Genomic DNA, 20121 nt, shown 5'->3' with positions numbered 1-20121 from the left:
CTCCTCGTCATGCCTTGCGCGTGACGGCGCCGTCGCGAGCCAGCAGCGTGGCCGCGACGATGTCGTCCGCGAGGTCGATGTTGAGCGTGCCTTCCTTCGTGACGATCAGCTTGAGGAAGTCGAGCAGATTGCGCGCGTAGAGCGCCGAGGCGTCGGCGGCCACCATCGACGCGAGATTCGTGTAGCCGCAGATCTGCACGCCGTGCGCCGTCACCACCTGGTCCGCGACGGTCAGCGGGCAATTGCCGCCGCGCCGCCCGGCGGCCGCGTCGGCGATCGGTCCGCGGCCGGCCGCGAGGTCGATCACGACCGAACCCGGCTTCATCGCCTGCACGGTTTCCGACGGCAGCAGCGTGGGCGCGTCGCGGCCCGGAATCAGCGCGGTCGAAATGACGATATCGGCCTGACGCGCGCGCTCATGCACCAGCGCCGCCTGGCGCGCGAGCCACGACGGCGGCATCGGCCGCGCGTAGCCGCCCACGCCTTGCGCGGCGTCGCGCTCCTCGTCGGTTTCGTAGGGCACGTCGAGGAATTTCGCGCCGAGCGATTCGATCTGCTCCTTCACCGCCGGACGCACGTCCGACGCCTCGATCACCGCGCCCAGCCGCCGCGCCGTGGCGATCGCCTGCAGGCCCGCCACGCCCGCGCCGAGAATCAGCACGCGCGCGGCCTTCACGGTGCCGGCGGCGGTCATCAGCATGGGCATGAAGCGCGGATACAGGTTCGACGCCACCAGCACCGCCTTGTAGCCGGCGATATTGGCCTGCGACGACAGCACGTCGAGGCTTTGCGCGCGCGTGGTGCGCGGCGCGGCTTCGAGCGCGAACGCGGTCAGGCCCGCATCGGCGAGCCGTTGCGCATTGTCCGCATTAAAGGGATCGAGCATGCCGGCCAGCACCGCGCCGCGCTTCATGAAGGCCAGTTCGCTGACGCTCGGCGACTGGACCTTGAGCACGAGATCGGCGCCGAATGCGGCAGCCGCGTCGGCGATCTGCGCGCCGACGGCCGTATAGGTTTCGTCCGGAAAGCTCGCGCCGACACCGGCGCCTGCCTGGATGGTGACCGTATGGCCCTGCGCGACGTATTTCTTGACGGTCTCGGGCGTCGCGGCCACACGGCTTTCGTTCGCCCGGGTTTCTGCGGGCACTCCGATATGCATCGTTGTTTCCTCCTCGGCCTGCTTCTCTTTCTGATCTGGCTCGAATCGAGCGGAGTAAGGCCGACGAGGCGCGCCGGCTCTTATTGCAACGTTCTCGACATTCTCAAACGGGCAAGGCAACGGCAAACGACGCACCACTTTAACCGAAAGGGGCGCGGCCTTTGAAGCGGGATTTATCCCCTTTTTTTGCATCGCCTACAACGCGGCATGTCGTCCGACCGGACGGTTGGCGGCGCGCCTGGCGAGCCGCCCGGCAGATTGGCAAGGCATCCCAGGCATCGCCGTCCGCGCGTCGCGCCGACGATCCGGCCCCGGGCAGCGTTTGGCGCGTCCCGGTAAAATAGCGGCCCATGAACGATGAAACCTGGGCACCCCACGTTACCGTGGCCGCCGTCGTCGAGCGCGACGGGCGTTTTCTGCTCGTCGAGGAGCACACGGCGAACGGCCTGCGCCTGAACCAGCCCGCCGGCCATCTGGAGGCCGGCGAGACGCTGCACGAAGCCGTCGTACGCGAAACGCTCGAGGAAACCGCCTACGCATTCGCGCCCGAGGCGCTCGTCGGCATGTACATGACGCACTTCGGCAAGCCGGGCGAGTCCGGCACGACCTATCTGCGCTTCACGTATTGCGGCAACGTCGCGGCCGAACCGGAAGATCGCGCGCTCGATCCGGACATCGTCCGCACGTTGTGGATGAGCGTCGACGAGCTGCGCGCCGCGAGCGAGCGCCATCGCACGCCGCTCGTGATGCAATGCGTCGACGATTACCTCGCGGGCAAGCGCGCGCCGCTCGATTTCGTGCAGACGCACGCGGTCGGGCCGAAGGCGAGCGGCACGGCAGGCACCGTGGGACCCAAAGGCTAAGCGCCGCGATCCGGCGCAACAAGGCAGCAGAAGATGAGCAAACGTAGAGTGGTGGTAGGCATGTCGGGCGGCGTGGATTCGTCGGTGACCGCATGGCTGCTCAAGGAGCAGGGTTACGACGTCGTCGGTCTGTTCATGAAGAACTGGGAAGACGACGACGACGGCGAGTACTGCTCGACGCGTCAGGACTGGATCGACGTGGTGTCGGTCGCCGACCTGATCGGCATCGACGTCGAAGCGGTGAACTTCGCCGCCGAGTACAAGGACCGCGTGTTCGCGGAGTTCCTGCGCGAGTATTCCGCGGGCCGCACGCCGAACCCCGACGTGCTCTGCAACGCCGAGATCAAGTTCAAGGCCTTCCTCGACCACGCGATGACGCTGGGCGCGGAAACCATCGCGACCGGCCATTACGCGCGCGTGCGCCAGAACGAAAGCAACGGCCGCTTCGAACTGCTCAAGGCGCTCGATCACACCAAGGATCAGTCGTACTTCCTGCATCGTCTGAACCAGGCGCAGCTCTCGAAGACGATGTTCCCGCTCGGCGAGATTCCCAAGACGAAGGTGCGCGAGATCGCCGAACAGATCGGCCTGCCGAACGCGAAGAAGAAGGATTCGACCGGCATCTGCTTCATCGGCGAGCGGCCCTTCCGCGACTTCCTGAACCGCTATCTGCCGACCAAACCGGGCCCGATGATGACGCCCGACGGCAAGACGGTCGGCGAGCATATCGGCCTCGCGTTCTACACCTTCGGGCAGCGCAAGGGCATTGGCCTCGGCGGCAGCAAGGACGGCAGCGGCGATCCGTGGTTCGTGGCGGGCAAGGACATCGCGTCGAACACGCTTTATGTCGTGCAGGGCCACGATCACCCGTGGCTGCTCGCGCACGATCTGCGCGCGGGCAACGTGAGCTGGGTCGCGGGCGAGCCGCCGGCCGACGGCCACGCGTGCGGCGCGAAGACGCGCTATCGCCAGGCCGATGCGCCCTGCTCGTTCGCGAATGCGGCTGAGTTCGGCGACGGCCAGTTCTCGCTGCATTTCCCGGACGCGCAATGGGCCGTGACGCCCGGCCAGTCCGCCGTGCTCTATGACGGCGAGGTGTGCCTCGGCGGCGGCATCATCGAAGCGGTCACGACGCTCGAACCGCACGTGCCCGCCGTGCTGCCACCGGTCGCGCCGAAGAAGAAGCGCTCGCCGCGCAAGAAACCGGCACAATTTGCCGCCGGTGCGAAAACCGGCGCCGCGACGGCCGGCCAGGCCTGAGCAGACTCAAGCTCAATTTCAGGCTCAGGCTCGACACGCGCGGCGCACCCTGCGCCGCGCGCTCCCTCCTCCTCCCTCGCTTGGCGAATCGCTGCGCAAATCTTGCGCGCAGCTTTCCTCGCGCATTTGTCAATGCGGCAAATTTGCCCGCCTCCCGGCTAGTTTCACGAACTTGCGGCATCATTCGGGCACGCCGCCGCCGTTACCCGGGCGCGGCGAACGCGCGCCGCCCGACCGGCTGGCGCGACGACACAAGAGATCGAGGAGTCCCCGAATGTTTTCCCGACGTTACCTCGCCATGTGGTGCGCGGTGCTGCTGCTCGCAGCCTGCGTGATCGCAGCGGCGCTCCATCACCTGTCGTGGCTGTGTGCCGCAGTGCCCGCGCTGATCGTCGCGCTCGGCCTCTGGGACATGACCCAGCAACGCCACGCGATCCTGCGCAATTACCCGCTCTGGGGCCATCTGCGCTTCCTGTTCGAATTCGTGCGGCCCGAAATCCGCCAGTATTTCGTCGAAGACGACACCGACGAAAAGCCGTTCTCGCTCGTGCAGCGCAGCGTGGTTTATCAGCGCTCGAAGAACGTCGTCGACAGCCGCCCGTACGGCACCGAACTCGACGTGAAGGCCGTCGGCCACGAGTGGATCAGCCACTCGCTCGCGCCGACGAAACTCGACAGCAGCGACTTCCGCATACTGGTCGGCGCGACCCGCGAACAGCCGTACTCGATGTCGCTCTTCAACGTCTCGGCGATGAGCTTCGGCGCGCTTTCCGCGAACGCGATCCGCGCGCTCAACCTCGGCGCGAAAAAAGGCGGCTTCGCGCACGACACGGGCGAAGGCTCGCTCTCGAAGTATCACCGCGAACACGGCGGCGACATCATCTGGGAAATCGCCTCGGGCTACTTCGGCTGCCGCAACGACGACGGCACCTTCAGCGCCGAAAAATTCCAGCGCCTCGCGCACGAGCCGCAAGTGAAGATGATCGAGGTGAAGCTTTCGCAAGGCGCGAAGCCGGGCCACGGCGGCATGCTGCTGGCCGCGAAGGTCACGCCCGAAATCGCCGAGACGCGCGGCATTCCGATGGGGCAGGACTGCGTGTCGCCGTCGCGCCATTCGGAGTTCTCCACGCCGCGCGGCCTGCTCGAATTCGTCGAGCGCCTGCGCAAGCTCTCGGGCGGCAAGCCGACCGGCTTCAAGCTCTGCATCGGCCATCCGTGGGAATTTTTCGGCATCGCCAAGGCCATGCTCGAAACCGGCATCCTGCCCGACTTCATCGTCGTGGACGGCGCGGAAGGCGGCACGGGCGCGGCGCCGATCGAGTTCACCGATCACATCGGCACGCCGCTCCAGGAAGGGCTGCTGCTGGTGCACAACACGCTCGTCGGCATCGGCCTGCGCGACAAGATCAAGATCGGCGCGAGCGGCAAGATCATCACCGCGTTCGACGTGGCGCGCACGCTCGCAATCGGCGCGGACTGGGTCAACTCGGCGCGCGGCTTCATGTTCGCGGTCGGCTGCATCCAGGCGCAGAAGTGCCACTCGGACCGCTGCCCGACCGGCGTCGCCACGCAGGACCCGGTGCGCCAGCGCGCGCTCAACGTGCCCGACAAGGGCGAGCGCGTCTACAACTTCCATCGCAACACGCTGCACGCGCTGCAGGAACTGATCCAGGCCGCCGGTCTCGCCAGCCCCGCCGATCTGCGCGCGCATCACATCGTGCGGCGCGTGTCGTCGTATGAAGTCAAGCTGATGTCGGAGCTGCTCAAGTATCTGAAGCCCGGCGATCTGCTCGAAGGCCGCTATCGCTATCAGTTGTACGAGAAGTGGTGGCCGGTCGCGCGCAGCGATTCGTTCGCGCCGGAAGTGGAAAAGATCGTCTGACGACGGAGTCATTGACGCAGCGATCGATGCATGCGCAACGTCATCGGCGTAGCGCACGCATGGCGAAAAAAAAAGCGCGCAGAGCGAATCTGCGCGCTTTTTTGTGTCCGCGAGACCGAGCCTCGCGGGCGGCGGACCTCAGCCTTGCGGCACGGTGTCCGCGAACGACGCGCGCTGCATCAGCTTCTCGAAGTGCTTCGCGAGATTCGGATACGGCTCGCGCCAGTCGAGTTCCGGCTGGCGGAAGTCGAGATAGCCGAGCGCGCAGCCCACGGCGATATCCGCGAGCGTGTAGCGGTTGCCCGCGCACCACGCGTTGGCGTCGAGACCCTTGGCCATCGCCTTCAGACCTTCCTGAATCTTGCGCTGCTGACGCTCGATCCACGCTTCGCTGCGCTGCTCGGGCGTGCGCTGCGTGTATTCCGAGCGGATCAGGACGGCGGCGTCGAGCATGCCGTCGGCGAGCGCTTCCCAGCACCGCACTTCGACGCGCTCACGCCCGTTCTGCGGAATCAGCTTGCCGACCGGCGAGCGCATGTCCACGTATTCGCAGATCACGCGCGAATCGAACACCGCCTCGCCGTCCTCCATCACGAGACACGGCACCTTGCCCAGCGGGTTGAAATCGTGGATGGCGGTTTCCTCGCCCCACACGTTCTCAAGCACCAGCTTGTAGTCGATTTTCTTTTCAGCGAGCATGATCCGCGCCTTGCGGACATACGGGCTGCCGAGCGAACCGATAAGTTTCATCGCACCTGCCTTTTCTGTAATCCGGCCGAAGTATACGTTGGATTCGCCAAATTCTGACGGGTTGACTTCGGTCACGCAGGATTTTGCCGACAGATGCGTCAGGAAGACGACAGCCTGGACGCCCCGCGCCGCAGCATCGGGACACCTGTCGGACCCGACAATCAGACGCTACGATCGCACGCTACAATCGCATGATGGACACGACCCTCACGGAAAGCGCCTCGGCCGCTTCGCGCGCCGCTGCCGATGCGCCGCGCGGCCCCGACGGCGGCGCAGAGCTTTACCGCGCGCGCCGCGAACGCGTACTCGCCGCGCTGCGCGCCCAGGGCGGCGGCGTGGCGCTGGTGCCGACCGCGCCCGAAGTGCTGCGCAACCGCGACGCCGATTATCCCTACCGGCACGACAGCTATTTCTACTACCTGACCGGCTTCACGGAGCCGGAGGCGCTGCTCGTGCTCGACGCGAACGCGGGCGAGAACCAGCCGTCGTCGATCCTCTTTTGCCGCGCGAAGAACGTCGAGCGCGAAACGTGGGAAGGCTTCCGCTTCGGGCCCGACGGCGCGCGCGAGGCGTTCGGCTTCGACGCCGCGCTGCCTTTCGACGACCTCGACACGCAGATCCCGCGTCTGATCGCGAACCGCCCCGCGCTGCATTACGCGCTCGCGGCGTCGGAGCGCTTCGACGCCCAGGTAAAGCGCTGGATCGACGCCGTGCGGGCGCAGGCGCGCGGCGGCACGACCGCGCCCGCCGCCGCGTACGACCTGATTCCGCTGCTCGACGACATGCGTCTGATCAAGGACGCCCACGAACTCGACACCATGCGCCGCGCCGGGGACATTTCCGCGCTCGCGCATGTGCGCGCGATGCAGACCTGCCGCCCCGGCATGCACGAGTACGAGATCGAAGCCGAACTGCTCTACACGTTCCGCAAGCACGGCGCGCAGTCGCCCGCCTACGGCTCGATCGTCGCCGCGGGCGCGAACGCCTGCGTGCTGCACTATCCGGCGGGCAACGCCGTGGCGCGCGACGGCGACCTGATCCTGATCGACGCCGCGTGCGAGCTGAACGGCTATGCCGCCGACATCACGCGCACGTTTCCCGCGAGCGGACGCTTCACGAGCGCGCAGCGCGAGCTGTACGACATCGTGCTGGCCGCGCAGCAGGCCGCCATCGACGCCACGCGCGCGGGCGTGAACTTCGAGGCGCCGCACGACGCCGCCGTGCGCGTGCTCGCGCAAGGGCTGCTGGACACCGGCATCATCGACAAAACCCGCTTCGCCTCGGTCGACGACGTGATCGCCGAACGCGCCTACGCGCGCTTCTACATGCATCGCACGGGACACTGGCTCGGCATGGATGTGCACGACGTCGGCGATTATCGCGAGCGCGGCACGCCGGGCGCGCAAGCCGACGCCCCGCCGCCGTGGCGCACGCTGCGCGCCGGCATGACGCTGACGATCGAGCCGGGCCTTTACGTGCGCGCGGCCGAAGACGTGCCCGAGCGCTATTGGGACATCGGCATCCGTATCGAGGACGACGCGATCGTCACCGAAACCGGCTGCGAGCTGATCACGCGCGGCGTGCCCGTCCATGCCGACGAAATCGAAGCCCTGATGCAGGACGCGCGCCGCGGCGCGTGAGCACGACGAGAACCGACAGAACCACTATGAACGCAGCGACCGACCCTTCGACGCACGCCGACCGCGCGCCCTACGACTACGACGTGCTGATCGTCGGCGCGGGGCCGGTGGGGCTCGCGCTCGCGGGCTGGCTGGCCGGACGCAGCGCGACGGCGCAACTGTCGGTCGCGCTGATCGACGCACGCGAACCCGAAGACTGCGCGGGCGACCCGCGCGCGATCGCCGTCTCGCAAGGCAGCCGCACGCTGCTGCAAGCGCTCGCGTGGCCGCAGGACGCGACGCCCATCGAGCGCATCCACGTCTCGCAGCGCGGTCACTTCGGCCGCACGCTGATCGACCGTCACGATTACGCGTTGCCCGCGCTCGGTTACGTCGCGCGCTACGGTGCGATCGTGCAGTCGCTCGCGCACGCGCTCAAGGCGGCGCTGCCCGGCACGCGCGTGCACTGGCTGCATCACACGCAGGCGCACGAACCCACCGTCGATCACGACGGCGTGACGCTGCCCGTGGAAAGCGCGGGCGTCGTGCGTACGCTGCGTGCGCGCATTCTCGTGAACGCGGAAGGCGGGCTGTATCGCGCGCAATCGGAACGGAAAAAGAAGCAGGAAGCTTCTGATGAATCGCGCGCTGAAGCCGATGTTGATATCGATGAAGCCGACTCCGCGCCCGAATCGCCGACGCAAAAGCGTACGCGCGATTACGGCCAGACAGCGCTCGTCGGCGTGGTGACGGTCTCGGCGCCGCAGCTGCACGTGGCGTGGGAACGCTTCACCGAGGAAGGCCCGATCGCGCTGCTGCCGATGGGCGGCGTGCGCGGCGCCGATTACGCGCTCGTCTGGTGCAGCGCGCCGGACGAAGCCGAACGCCGCGCGGCCCTTTCCGACACCGATTTCCTCGCCGAACTCGGCGCGGCGTTCGGCGCACGCATGGGCCGCTTCACGCAGATCCACGGACGCGCATCGTTTCCGCTCGGCCTCACGGCGCTCGACACGCTGGTGTCGGGCCAAAGCCGCATCGCGGCGGTCGGCAACGCGGCGCAAACCCTGCATCCGGTCGCGGGACAAGGTCTCAATCTCGGTCTGCGCGACGCCCACGCGCTCGCCGACGCGCTCGCGCAACACGGCGCCACGCCGCTCGCGCTCGCCGATTTCGCGGGCCGCCGCGCCCTCGACCGCCGCCTGACGATCGGCGCCACCGACACGCTCGCGCGTCTGTTCACCATCGATTTCCCGCCGCTCGCGACGCTGCGCGGCCTCGCATTGACTGCGCTCGAATTCGTGCCGCCCGTAAAGGCGGCGCTCGCGCGGCAGATGATGTTCGGGCAGCGCAGTTGAGGCGGCACAGCGTCCGCGGTTGAAATTGCGCTCAGGGTCGAATCGTATTTAAAAGCAGCGCGCCGGGGCGTCCCCGCCCGGCCCGCGCAGCCTCGATTCCATCAACGCCCCCGCCACACCAGGGTCCGCGACCCGAGCCCCCGCATCTTGTTAACGCTAAAATAGACGTTTCCCCTTTTGAGCCGCCGCGCCGCCTGCTTCGACCTCTGTCGGAGCCAACCGGGCGCGCCGCTGCATTTTTCGCGCGTCATGTCCACATCCGGGTCCCCCCTCGGCCTTACCATCGGCCGTCACAGCCTGCGTAACAACCTGTTCGTCGCCCCGATGGCGGGCGTCACCGACCGGCCGTTCCGCCAGTTGTGCAAGCGTCTCGGCGCGGGTTACGCCGTGTCGGAAATGGTCGCGTCGAACGCGCAGCTCTGGAAGAGCGAAAAGACCATGCGCCGCGCCAATCACGCGGGCGAAGTGGAACCCATTTCCGTGCAGATCGCGGGCGCCGACCCGCAGATGATGGCCGAAGCGGCGCGGTATAACGTCGCAAACGGCGCGCAGATCATCGACATCAACATGGGCTGCCCGGCAAAAAAGGTCTGTAACGTGGCCGCCGGTTCCGCGCTGCTGCAAAACGAGCCGCTCGTCGCACGCATCGTCAAGGCCGTGGTGGACGCCGTGGGCGTGGGGCCGGACGCCGTGCCCGTCACGCTCAAGATCCGCACCGGCTGGGACCGCGACAACCGCAACGCGCTGACCATCGCGCGCATCGCCGAGGAAAGCGGCATCGCCATGCTCACCGTGCACGGCCGCACGCGCGCCGACCTCTATCACGGCGACGCGGAGTACGAAACGATTGCCGCCGTGAAGGCCGCCGCGCGCATTCCGGTCGTCGCCAACGGCGACATCCGCACGCCGCAGAAGGCGCAGCACGTGCTCGCCGTCACCGGCGCCGACGCGATCATGATCGGCCGAGCTGCGCAGGGGCGTCCGTGGCTGTTCCGCGAAATCGAGCATTTCCTCGTCACCGGCGAGCTGCTGCCGTCGCCGCGCGTGGACGAAATCCAGACCATCATGAATGAGCATCTGGAGGACCACTACGCGTTTTATGGCGAGTTTACGGGCGTGCGTACTGCGCGCAAGCATATCGGCTGGTACACTCGCGGCCTTTGCGGCGCCAATACCTTCCGGCACCGCATGAATACGCTGGACACCACGCGCGAACAGCTCGCCGCCGTCAACCAGTTCTTCGACGAGCAGAAGGCCGTATCCGACCGTCTCGTCTATGTCGACGAAGAAAGCGGCGCGGAAGGCGAGCAAAACGGCGGGCGCGAACCAACCGATCGACTGGCAGCATGAGCAAGCACAACATCGAACAATCCGTCCGCGAGAGTCTGGGCATGTATTTCCAGGACCTCGACGGCTCCAATCCGCACGACGTCTATGAAATGGTGATGGCGTGCGTCGAAAAACCGATGCTCGAGGTGGTGCTCGAGCAGGCCGGCGGCAACCAGTCGCTGGCCGCCGAGTATCTCGGCATCAACCGCAATACGCTGCGCAAGAAGCTCCAGCAGCACGGCCTGCTGTAACGGCCGTCGCCCGCCTGCCGCTTCCGGCGCTCACTCCTCGATCTCCCGGCAACTCTCCCCCATCATGATCAAGCAAGCGCTCATCTCCGTTTCCGACAAGTCAGGCATCGTCGACTTCGCGAAATCGCTGTCGGACCTCGGCGTCAAGATCCTTTCGACCGGCGGCACCGCGAAACTGCTCGCGGACGCGGGCCTGCCCGTGACCGAAGTCGCCGACTACACCGGCTTTCCGGAAATGCTCGATGGGCGCGTGAAGACGCTGCATCCGAAGGTTCACGGCGGCATCCTCGCGCGCCGCGACCTGCCGGAACACATGGCCGCGCTCGAAAAGCACGACATCCCGACGATCGACCTGCTGGTCGTGAACCTCTACCCGTTCGTCCAGACGATCTCGAAGGAAGAGTGCTCGCTGGAAGACGCGATCGAGAACATCGACATCGGCGGCCCGACCATGCTGCGCTCGGCGGCGAAGAATCATCGCGACGTCACGGTGGTGGTCGACCCGACCGACTACGCGACGGTGCTCGAAGAGATGCGCGCGAACGGCAACAACGTCGGCTACGCCACGAACTTCCGCCTCGCGACCAAGGTGTTCGCGCACACGGCGCAGTACGACGGCGCGATCACGAACTATCTGACGAGCCTGACCGACGCGCTGGAGCACAAGTCGCGCAACGCCTACCCGGCTACGTTGAACCTCGCGTTCGACAAGGTGCAGGACCTGCGCTACGGCGAGAACCCGCACCAGAGCGCCGCGTTCTACCGCGATCTGGCCTCGCCCGCCGGCGCGCTCGCGAACTACAAGCAGCTCCAGGGCAAGGAACTGTCGTACAACAACATCGCCGACTCCGACGCGGCGTGGGAATGCGTCAAGACCTTCGACGTGCCCGCCTGCGTGATCGTCAAGCATGCGAATCCGTGCGGCGTGGCGGTGGGCACGGACGCGCTCGAATCGTATTCGAAGGCGTTCCAGACCGATCCGACCTCGGCGTTCGGCGGCATCATCGCCTTCAACCGCGAAGTGGACGAAGCCGCGGCGCAAGCCGTGTCGAAGCAGTTCGTCGAAGTGCTGATCGCGCCGTCGTTCTCGGACGCGGCCAAGGCCGTGTTCGCGGCGAAGCAGAACGTGCGTCTGCTCGAAATCGCGCTGGGCGAAGGCCATAACGCGTTCGATCTGAAGCGCGTGGGCGGCGGCCTGCTGGTGCAGTCGCTCGATTCGAAGAACGTGCAGCCGCACGAACTGCGCGTCGTGACGAAGCGTCACCCGACGCCGAAGGAAATGGACGATCTGCTGTTCGCCTGGCGCGTCGCGAAGTTCGTGAAGTCGAACGCCATCGTGTTCTGCGCGAACGGCATGACGATGGGCGTGGGCGCGGGCCAGATGAGCCGCGTGGACTCGGCGCGCATCGCCAGCATCAAGGCGGAAAACGCGGGCCTGAAGCTCGCGGGTTCGGCTGTGGCGTCGGACGCGTTCTTCCCGTTCCGTGACGGCCTCGACGTGGTGGTCAACGCGGGTGCGACCTGCGTGATCCAACCGGGCGGCTCGATGCGCGACGACGAAGTGATCGCCGCCGCCGACGAGCACAACATCGCCATGGTCATGACGGGCATTCGCCACTTCCGTCATTGATTCATCGCTGATCCGCAGCTGATCGGCACGCTTTAACAGGCGAAAGCCCGCTGGACCACGCGTCCAGCGGGCTTTTTCTTTGCGGCGCGTCGCACGTGCATGAGGCCACGCCGTGCCGCGCATGGCTCGCGGCATCGCCGGCATTCGTTGTACCATCCGAAACACACTCGTTTTTCCCGCATTTCATGAGAATTCTCGGCATCGACCCCGGCTTGCGCGTCACGGGCTTCGGCGTGATCGAACGTCACGGCCACACGCTTTCCTACGTCGCGAGCGGCGTCATCCGCACCGCCGATGCCGATCTGCCGACGCGCCTGGGCACGATCTTCGAAGGCGTTTCGACGCTGATCCGCCAGCACGCGCCCGACCAGGCCGCGATCGAAAAAGTCTTCGTCAACGTCAATCCGCAGTCGACGCTGCTGCTCGGCCAGGCGCGCGGCGCGGCCATCTGCGGGCTGGTTTCCGGCGGCGTGCCGGTGGCCGAATACACCGCGCTGCAGCTCAAGCAGGCCGTGGTCGGCTACGGTCGCGCGACCAAGGAGCAGATGCAGCAGATGGTCGTGCGCCTGCTGAACCTCGCCGGCACGCCGGGCACCGACGCCGCCGACGCGCTCGGCATGGCGATCTGCCACGCTCACGGCGGCGACACGCTCGCGACGCTCGGCGGCATTGCGCCCGCGCTCGCGAAAAAAGGCGTGCGCGTGCGGCGCGGGCGATTGATTGGTTGATTGGCTGACCGGCTGATCGCGCCGCAAAATCCTGGCCGGACGGCTAACGTTGACCGCGCGCGCGCCGCGCTCCGCTACACTCTGCGCTTTCCCTCATCACTGAATCCGCCATGATCGGTCGCATTGCCGGCGTACTGCTGGAAAAGAACCCGCCGCACCTGCTCATCGACTGCAACGGCGTCGGCTACGAAGTCGACGTGCCGATGAGCACGTTCTACAACCTGCCCAGCAATGGCGAAAAAGTCGTGCTGCTCACGCAGATGATCGTGCGCGAAGACGCGCATCTGCTCTACGGCTTCGGCACGATCGAAGAACGCGCCACGTTTCGCGAATTGCTCAAGATCAGCGGCATCGGTGCGCGCATGGCGCTCGCGGTGCTCTCGGGCATGAGCGTCAACGACCTCGCGCAGGCGGTCTCCATGCAGGATTCCGCGCGCCTCACGCGCGTGCCCGGCATCGGCAAGAAAACGGCCGAACGTCTGCTGCTCGAACTCAAGGGCAAGCTCGGCGCCGACCTGGGCGCGATGGCCGCTGCGGCGTCGCCGTCCGATCACGCCAGCGACATCCTCAACGCGCTGCTCGCGCTCGGCTATTCCGAAAAGGAAGGCGTCGCGGCCATCAAGAACGTGCCGGCCGGCACGGGCGTGTCCGAAGGCATCAAGCTCGCGCTCAAGGCGCTGTCGAAGGGTTGAGCGTCCGCCACGCTCGCGTGCGGCGCAGGACGTCGCACGCTGCGTGAAGTGCTGCATTGAGGCCCAACGTCGGCTGTTAGTTGCGAAGCGGAACAACGCGCCGCGCGGCCTGAAAGCGCCCTGCCCGCGCCCAGGTCGCGCGGTACAATCGCTGCATGATCGAAACCGACAAACTCGCCGCCAACCGCGTCAGCGCCGCGCCCGAGCGCGTGATTTCCGCCTCGCCCGCCTCGTCCGGCGAAGAGGCGTTCGAGCGCGCGCTGCGCCCGCGTCAGCTCGAGGAATACGTCGGCCAGGAAAAGGTGCGCGGCCAGCTCGAAATCTTCATCGAAGCCGCCAAGCGCCGCTCCGAGCCGCTCGACCACGTGCTGCTGTTCGGGCCGCCCGGTCTGGGCAAGACCACGCTCGCGCACATCATCGCGCGCGAAATGGGGGTCAATCTGCGGCAGACGTCGGGACCGGTGCTCGAACGCGCGGGCGACCTCGCCGCGCTGCTCACCAATCTCGAAGCGCACGACGTGCTGTTCATCGACGAAATTCACCGGCTCTCGCCGGTCGTCGAGGAAATCCTGTATCCGGCGCTCGAGGACTATCAGATCGACATCATGATCGGCGAAGGTCCGGCCGCGCGCAGCGTGAAACTCGATCTCCAGCCGTTCACGCTCGTCGGCGCGACCACGCGCGCGGGCATGCTCACGAACCCGCTGCGCGACCGCTTCGGCATCGTCTCGCGGCTCGAGTTCTACAACGCGGGCGAACTCTCGCGGATCGTGCAGCGCTCGGCCGCGCTGCTCGGCGCGCAGATTCATCCCGACGGCGCGCTCGAAATCGCGCGCCGCTCGCGCGGCACGCCGCGTATCGCCAACCGCCTGCTGCGCCGCGTGCGCGACTATGCCGAAGTGAAGGCCGACGGCTCGATCACCGCGCAGGTCGCCGACGCCGCACTGCGCATGCTCGACGTCGATCCCGTCGGCTTCGACCTGATGGACCGCAAGCTGCTCGAAGCGATTCTCTACAAGTTCGACGGCGGCCCGGTGGGCGTGGACAACCTCGCCGCCGCGATCGGCGAGGAGCGCGACACGATCGAGGACGTGCTTGAGCCGTATCTGATCCAGCAGGGCTTTTTGCAGCGCACGCCGCGCGGACGCGTGGCCACGCAGCTCACCTATCGCCACTTCGGCCTGACGGTGCCCGACGACGCCCGCGACGCGCGCGGCACCGACTGGGAGCCGGACGCGTCGTAAGGCGCGCCGTCCCGCGAGCGAGTCCACGATGTCCGAGCACGCCGGCCGCCGCCACGACGCTCCCGAGCCGAGCGGCTTCGTCGGCCAGCTCTCGCATCGCCTGCGCATGGCGCTCGCCGAGAGCGTCACGCATCTCACCACGGGCAGCGGTCCGAAGCTCGATTATTCGAATCCGCCGGGCGATCCCGGCCTGTTCGGCCCCGACGCCATCTGCTGGAAAGTGCACGCCGACTTCGCGGGCATGATGGCGGGCGGCATTAGCGCGCTGCTGTTGCAGGCGCTTCATCCTCTCGCGCTCGCGGGCGTCTGGGACCACTCCACCTTTCGCACCGATATCCTCGGCCGCCTGCGCCGCACCGCGACCTTCATCGCGGGCACGACCTACGGCAACCGCGCCGACGCGCTCGCGCTGATCGCACGCGTCAAAACCATCCATGAAAGCGTGACCGGTTTCGCGCCCGACGGACGCCCGTATCGCGCCAGCGACCCCGCGCTGCTCACGTGGGTGCATGTGGCCGAGGTGTCGAGTTTTCTCGCGGCGTATCTGCGTTATGTGAATCCCGCGCTGCCGGGCGCGCAGCAGGATCGGTACTACGCCGAAGTCGCGCGCATCGCGCAGTTGCTGGGCGCGACCGAGGTGCCCACGTCGCGCGCGGAAATCGCCGCCTACCTCGAATCGATGCAAGCCGAACTCGTCGCCAGCGAGCGCACGAGCGAAGTCGTGCGCGTGCTGATGGACGCACCCGCGCCGCGCCCCGCGATGCGGCCCGCGGGCGCGCTGATGCGTCAGGCGGGCATCGACCTGCTGCCGCCGTTCGCGCTGCGGCTGCTGGGCTTCGAGCGCTTCGCCTTTGCGCGCCGCGCCGTCGTGCAGCCCGGCATGCGCGCCGTGGCGCCGGTGCTGCGCTGGGCGCTCGTCAACGGCGTCTCGAAACGCGCGCGCCGACGCGCGGCCGCCCCGCCGGCATCGTCCACGTAAAAGAAAACGGCCAGCCCGCTCGCGCAGACTGGCCGCCTTGCATCGCTTTCGCACCGGCGCCGCATCGCGCTTGCCGCGTAACCCGGCGTGAATCAGCGCAACACAACGTGACGCGGCGCGCGCACTTACATCTTCACCACGTCGAGCAGCGTCTTCTTGCCCGCCTTGTAGTTGTAGAGCGAGATCACGCCGTGCTTCAAATCGCCCTTCGAATCGAACGCGGTCTCGCCAATCACGCCCTTGTAGTTTGTGCTCGGGATTTCCGCGAGGATCTTCGCGTGGTCGGTCGAGTTCGCGCGCTTCATCGCATCGACGACGATATACACCGCGTCATAGGTGAACGGCGCATCGTATTCGACCGGATGGCCGAAGCGCTTCTGATACTTCGCCGAGAACGCCGCACCGCCGTCCATGCGCTCGAGCGCCATGCCGGCCTGCGAGCAGACGATGTTGTCCGCCGCCGCGCCCGCGAGCTGCGCGAGGCTTTCCGTGCAGACGCCGTCGCCCGCCAGCACCTTCGCGCGCAGGCCGAGCTGGCGCGCCTGCTTGGCGAACGGACCGCCGGTGGAATCCATGCCGCCGTACATGATCGCGTCCGGATTCTCGCCCTTGATCTTGGTGAGAATCGCGCGGAAATCGACGGCCTTGTCGTTGGTCGCGTCGTGCGAAACGACCTTCATGCCGAGCGATTTCGCGGTCTTTTCGAACTCGTTCGCGAGGCCCTGGCCGTAGGCGGTCGAGTCGTCGACCACGGCGACGCTCTTCACGTTCAGGCTCTTGAGCGCGTAGTCGGCGAGCGCCGGACCTTGCTGCGCGTCGGTGGCGACCACGCGGTACGTGGTCTTGAAGCCCTGCTGCGTATAGGACGGATTCGTCGACGACGGCGAGATCTGCACGATGCCGGCGTCGCTATAGATCTTCGAGGCGGGAATCGATGCGCCCGAATTCAGATGGCCGATCACGGCGACGACCTTGTCGTCGACGAGCTTCTGCGCGACCTGGGTGGCCTGGCGCGGGTCGGCACCGTCGTCCTGACCGTCGAGCGCGAGCGTGATCTTCTGGCCGCCGATCGTCAGACCCTTGGCGTTGATCTCTTCGATCGCGAGACGCGCGCCGTTTTCGTTGTCTTTGCCGAGGTGGGCCGAGCCGCCCGTGAGCGGGCCGACGTGACCGATCTTGACCACCTGATCCGCGGATGCATTCGCGCACATCGCGCCGAATGCGAGCACGGCGGCGCTGACCGGCAACAGCGTGTGAAGCTTGAACGTCATTGAAAATCTCCTGCGATTTGTTCTGGAAACTGCCTTTCGTATGCAACCCTGGCTTCGTCGGCACCGCCTGCCCGTGGTGCGCGCGCACGCCTCTTCAAAGCGCGGCCGGCGCCCGCGGCCATCGCCCGGAACACGGGAAATCGCGGCGAGGCCCCACCGATGCGGCAAAGCACAAAGGTCGGATGAATGGTATCAGGCGCCTCCGCATCGCGGTTGGCCTTTGGAAAGGCGTCGTAAGAGGCGGGTAAGCCGCTTGACAGCGATGCGGAGGGGGATGCCCGGGCCGGATGGCCCGAGACGTGGGGATGCGCTCAGTTGGCGCTCAGATGACGCTTATCCAGCGCTCAAGTGACGCACAAACGCGCTCAGGTCGCGCGCTTGAGGCCGTCGTCGTCGCTGGCCGTGGGCAGATGCGAGACATCGCCCCAGTTGACGACGCTCGCCTGCGTCACACTGCCGTCGCGCGTGAAATCGACGACATTGACGCTCGTGTTCAGCAACGGCCACGCGCGCGGCGCGGCCAGCTCGACGCCGTTGGCGAAACGGTAGATGCAATCGAGCACGCCGCCATGCGCGACGACCGCGATGCGGCCTCCCGAATGCTTTGCGAGGATCGGTTCCAGCGCGTGCAGAACGCGGTGATAAAACGTGCGCTGCGACTCGCCCTCGGGCGGCTCGAAACCGGGATCGCGCGTTTGCCAGTGCGCGTATTCATCGGGAAAACGCTCGGCGATCTCGTTGCTGTCGTGGCCCTGGAACGCGCCGTAGTTGCGCTCGCGCACGCCTTCGGTCAGTTGCAGCGGCAAGCCGAGCGCGTCGGCAATCGGCTGCGCCGTTTGTTGCGCGCGCATCAGGTCGCTGGACCATACCGCATCGAGTCGCGTCCCCGCATGCGCGGCCTGCGCGATCTTCGCGGCGAGCCGCTGCGCCTGCTCGACGCCGCTCTCGGCGAGCGGAATGTCGATATGGCCCTGGATGCGCTTGATGCGGTTCCAGGCGGTTTCACCGTGACGGATGAAAAGAATCTGCGTGGTCATGAGTCGGCGATGAAAGAGCGGAACGGTAACCGCGGTTAGTTGCGTGCGCCAGCGGATGCGTCGTTGCGCACCTGAAGCCAGAACGTCACGGGACCGTCGTTGACGAGCGACACCTGCATGTCGGCGCCGAATTCGCCGGTTTCCACGACGGGATGCTTCGCGCGCGCCGCAGCGACGAAATAGTCGAACAGACGGCGGCCCTCGTCGGGCGGCGCGGCCGGCGTGAAGCTCGGGCGCAGGCCGCTGTTCGTGTCGGCGGCGAGTGTGAACTGCGACACCAGCAGCAGTCCGCCCGCCGCCCCGTTGCCGTCGATGTTCTGCACCGGCAGATTCATCTTGCCCGCCGCGTCGCTGAACACGCGGTAGCCCAGCAGCTTCGCGAGCAGTTTGTCGGCGTTCGCCTCGGTGTCGCCGCGCTCCGCGCAGACGAGCGCGAGCAGCCCCTGGCCGATCGCACCGGTCACGCGTCCTTCGACGTCCACCTGCGCGCGGCGCACGCGTTGAATCAGCGCGATCATCGAGCGCGCGCCTTCGACGCGCGCGCGCCGTTCAAGCCTGAACGCGCCATCACGCGGTCAGCGTCACGCGCGCGAAGCGGCGCTTGCCGACCTGCACGACGAACTCGCCCGCTTCGACCTTCAGGCCCTTGTCGGACACGGTGGCGCCGTCGATCTTCACGCCGCCCTGCTCGATGTTGCGCAGCGCTTCGCTGGTCGACGGCACGAGGCCCGCCTGCTTGAGCAACTGGCCGATCGCCAGCGGCGCGCCCGCGAGCGTGACCGACGGAATATCGTCCGGCACGCCGCCCTTCGCGCGGTGGTTGAAGTCTTCGAGCGCGCGCTCGGCGTCGCCTTGCGAGTGGAAGCGCGCGACGATTTCCTGCGCGAGCAGCACCTTGAAATCGCGCGGATTGCGGCCCGCTTCGATTTCACGCTTGTAGCCTTCGATCTCGTCCATCGGACGGAACGAGAGCAGCGTGAAGTAACGCCACATCAGCGTGTCGGAAATCGACATCAGCTTGCCGAACATGTCGTTCGGCTTTTCGCTGATACCGACGTAGTTGTGCTTCGACTTCGACATCTTTTCGACGCCGTCGAGACCTTCGAGCAGCGGCATGGTCAAGATGCACTGCTGTTCCTGGCCGTACTGCTTTTGCAGTTCGCGGCCGACCAGCAGGTTGAACTTCTGGTCCGTGCCGCCGAGTTCGAGGTCGGCGTTGAGCGCGACCGAGTCGTAACCCTGCATCAGCGGGTAAAGGAACTCGTGGATCGAGATAGGCACGCCGCTCTGGAAGCGCTTGGTGAAGTCCTCGCGCTCCAGAATGCGCGCGACCGTGTAGCGCGACGCGAGCTTGATCATGCCGTCGGCGCCGAGCGGCATCGACCATTCGCTGTTGTAGCGGATTTCGGTCTTTTCGCGGTCGAGCACGAGCGCGGCCTGCTCGAAATACGTCTTGGCGTTCGACTCGATCTGCTCGCGCGTGAGCGGCGGACGCGTGGCGTTGCGGCCCGACGGGTCGCCGATCAGCGAGGTGAAGTCGCCGATCAGGAAGATCACGGTATGGCCGAGATCCTGCAACTGGCGCATCTTGTTGAGCACGACCGTGTGGCCGATGTGGATGTCGGGCGCGGTCGGATCGAGGCCGAGCTTGATGCGCAGCGGCTTGCCGGTGGCCGCGCTTTTCGCGAGCTTCTGCTCGAATTCTTCTTCGATCAGCAGTTCGTCGACACCGCGCTTCGTGACGGCGAGCGCGTGACGAACTTCGTCGGTGACCGGAAAGGCGGGTTTGGCGCCGCTGTGGGCGCCATTGGAAGATGCGGAATCGGTGCTCATGCTTCGATCGATTGGAGTGCGTTAGGTCTGGGACTAACCCGGGATTTTACGTGATTCGACTGACAGGGCCGAGGATTGCGGCGGCATGCGCCGTTTTTCACGGCGAATCGCGCTCGCGGACGCGTCCGGGAACCAGCACACAGGGTCGCACAATCCGCCGATCCGCTCCATTCGTCCGAACGGCTTACGCCGAACGGCTTACGCCGAACGGCTATTGCCCCGATAATCATCGTCAGATT

General features: G+C 66.7%; 18 protein-coding genes. 12 read left to right on the top strand and 6 right to left on the bottom strand.

The window, feature by feature from the left end:
• Window positions 1–7 precede the first annotated feature (7 nt).
• On the bottom strand, window positions 8–1159 hold the full coding sequence (locus tag BMY06_RS03625; RefSeq protein WP_074981556.1) for a Re/Si-specific NAD(P)(+) transhydrogenase subunit alpha: 1152 nt from the start codon (window positions 1157–1159) through the stop codon (window positions 8–10).
• A 350-nt stretch (window positions 1160–1509) separates the two neighbouring features.
• On the opposite strand from BMY06_RS03625, the gene BMY06_RS03620 reads away from it, so the two are divergent.
• The 3 genes from BMY06_RS03620 (at window position 1510) to BMY06_RS03610 (ending at window position 5164) form a co-directional block, all read left to right on the top strand.
• On the top strand, window positions 1510–2022 hold the full coding sequence (locus BMY06_RS03620; RefSeq protein ID WP_074981554.1) for an NUDIX hydrolase: 513 nt from the start codon (window positions 1510–1512) through the stop codon (window positions 2020–2022).
• A 33-nt stretch (window positions 2023–2055) separates the two neighbouring features.
• Complete coding sequence (gene mnmA, locus BMY06_RS03615) at window positions 2056–3282, top strand: tRNA 2-thiouridine(34) synthase MnmA (protein WP_074981552.1); 1227 nt, start codon at window positions 2056–2058, stop codon at window positions 3280–3282.
• Window positions 3283–3556: 274 nt separating this feature from the next.
• A complete protein-coding gene (locus tag BMY06_RS03610) occupies window positions 3557–5164 on the top strand; it encodes an FMN-binding glutamate synthase family protein (RefSeq protein ID WP_065065115.1) in 1608 nt (535 codons plus the stop codon).
• A gap of 138 nt (window positions 5165–5302) precedes the next feature.
• Here BMY06_RS03610 and BMY06_RS03605 read toward each other — a convergent pair whose 3' ends face one another.
• Window positions 5303–5914 carry a glutathione S-transferase gene (locus BMY06_RS03605; RefSeq protein ID WP_065065116.1) on the bottom strand — a complete coding sequence of 204 codons (612 nt, stop codon included), beginning with the start codon at window positions 5912–5914 and terminating at the stop codon, window positions 5303–5305.
• A 191-nt stretch (window positions 5915–6105) separates the two neighbouring features.
• Between BMY06_RS03605 and BMY06_RS03600 the strand changes: the two genes are divergently transcribed.
• From BMY06_RS03600 to BMY06_RS03560, 9 genes are all read left to right on the top strand, one after another.
• Window positions 6106–7554, top strand: a complete 1449-nt coding sequence (locus BMY06_RS03600; protein ID WP_173816773.1) for an aminopeptidase P N-terminal domain-containing protein — start codon at window positions 6106–6108, stop codon at window positions 7552–7554.
• A 26-nt stretch (window positions 7555–7580) separates the two neighbouring features.
• Window positions 7581–8888 (top strand): UbiH/UbiF/VisC/COQ6 family ubiquinone biosynthesis hydroxylase, encoded by a 1308-nt coding sequence (locus BMY06_RS03595; protein WP_074981550.1) that lies wholly within the window; start codon window positions 7581–7583, stop codon window positions 8886–8888.
• 249 nt (window positions 8889–9137) lie between these two features.
• Complete coding sequence (gene dusB, locus BMY06_RS03590) at window positions 9138–10238, top strand: tRNA dihydrouridine synthase DusB (protein WP_065065180.1); 1101 nt, start codon at window positions 9138–9140, stop codon at window positions 10236–10238.
• The gene (locus BMY06_RS03585; protein ID WP_065065118.1) at window positions 10235–10468 is read left to right on the top strand and encodes a Fis family transcriptional regulator; all 234 of its coding nucleotides are present in this window, start codon (window positions 10235–10237) and stop codon (window positions 10466–10468) included. The genes dusB and BMY06_RS03585 overlap by 4 nt, the downstream gene beginning before the upstream one ends.
• Before the next feature lie 64 nt (window positions 10469–10532).
• On the top strand, window positions 10533–12098 hold the full coding sequence (purH, locus tag BMY06_RS03580; protein WP_074981548.1) for a bifunctional phosphoribosylaminoimidazolecarboxamide formyltransferase/IMP cyclohydrolase: 1566 nt from the start codon (window positions 10533–10535) through the stop codon (window positions 12096–12098).
• Window positions 12099–12283: 185 nt separating this feature from the next.
• On the top strand, window positions 12284–12826 hold the full coding sequence (gene ruvC / locus BMY06_RS03575; protein WP_065065120.1) for a crossover junction endodeoxyribonuclease RuvC: 543 nt from the start codon (window positions 12284–12286) through the stop codon (window positions 12824–12826).
• 110 nt (window positions 12827–12936) lie between these two features.
• Complete coding sequence (ruvA, locus tag BMY06_RS03570; RefSeq protein WP_065065121.1) at window positions 12937–13518, top strand: Holliday junction branch migration protein RuvA; 582 nt, start codon at window positions 12937–12939, stop codon at window positions 13516–13518.
• Between the two features lie 155 nt (window positions 13519–13673).
• Complete coding sequence (gene ruvB / locus BMY06_RS03565) at window positions 13674–14762, top strand: Holliday junction branch migration DNA helicase RuvB (protein WP_065065122.1); 1089 nt, start codon at window positions 13674–13676, stop codon at window positions 14760–14762.
• A 28-nt stretch (window positions 14763–14790) separates the two neighbouring features.
• Window positions 14791–15741, top strand: coding sequence for an oxygenase MpaB family protein (locus BMY06_RS03560; RefSeq protein ID WP_074981547.1), 951 nt, complete (start codon window positions 14791–14793; stop codon window positions 15739–15741).
• Between the two features lie 125 nt (window positions 15742–15866).
• On the opposite strand, the gene BMY06_RS03555 is transcribed toward BMY06_RS03560, so the two are convergent.
• From BMY06_RS03555 to tyrS, 4 genes are all read right to left on the bottom strand, one after another.
• Window positions 15867–17012, bottom strand: a complete 1146-nt coding sequence (locus BMY06_RS03555; RefSeq protein WP_074981545.1) for a branched-chain amino acid ABC transporter substrate-binding protein — start codon at window positions 17010–17012, stop codon at window positions 15867–15869.
• A gap of 365 nt (window positions 17013–17377) precedes the next feature.
• Entirely contained in the window at window positions 17378–18049 is a 672-nt protein-coding gene (locus tag BMY06_RS03550; RefSeq protein ID WP_065065125.1) for a histidine phosphatase family protein, read from the bottom strand.
• 35 nt (window positions 18050–18084) lie between these two features.
• Window positions 18085–18567 carry a D-aminoacyl-tRNA deacylase gene (gene dtd / locus BMY06_RS03545; protein WP_065065126.1) on the bottom strand — a complete coding sequence of 161 codons (483 nt, stop codon included), beginning with the start codon at window positions 18565–18567 and terminating at the stop codon, window positions 18085–18087.
• 49 nt (window positions 18568–18616) lie between these two features.
• Window positions 18617–19882, bottom strand: coding sequence for a tyrosine--tRNA ligase (gene tyrS / locus BMY06_RS03540; protein WP_074981543.1), 1266 nt, complete (start codon window positions 19880–19882; stop codon window positions 18617–18619).
• Window positions 19883–20121: the final 239 nt, after the last annotated feature.

Source organism: Paraburkholderia tropica (genome assembly GCF_900109265.1).
GTDB lineage: Bacteria > Pseudomonadota > Gammaproteobacteria > Burkholderiales > Burkholderiaceae > Paraburkholderia > Paraburkholderia tropica.
The sequence above is the reverse complement of the archived record's forward strand: the minus strand, read 5'-3'. Positions and strand labels throughout refer to the sequence as shown.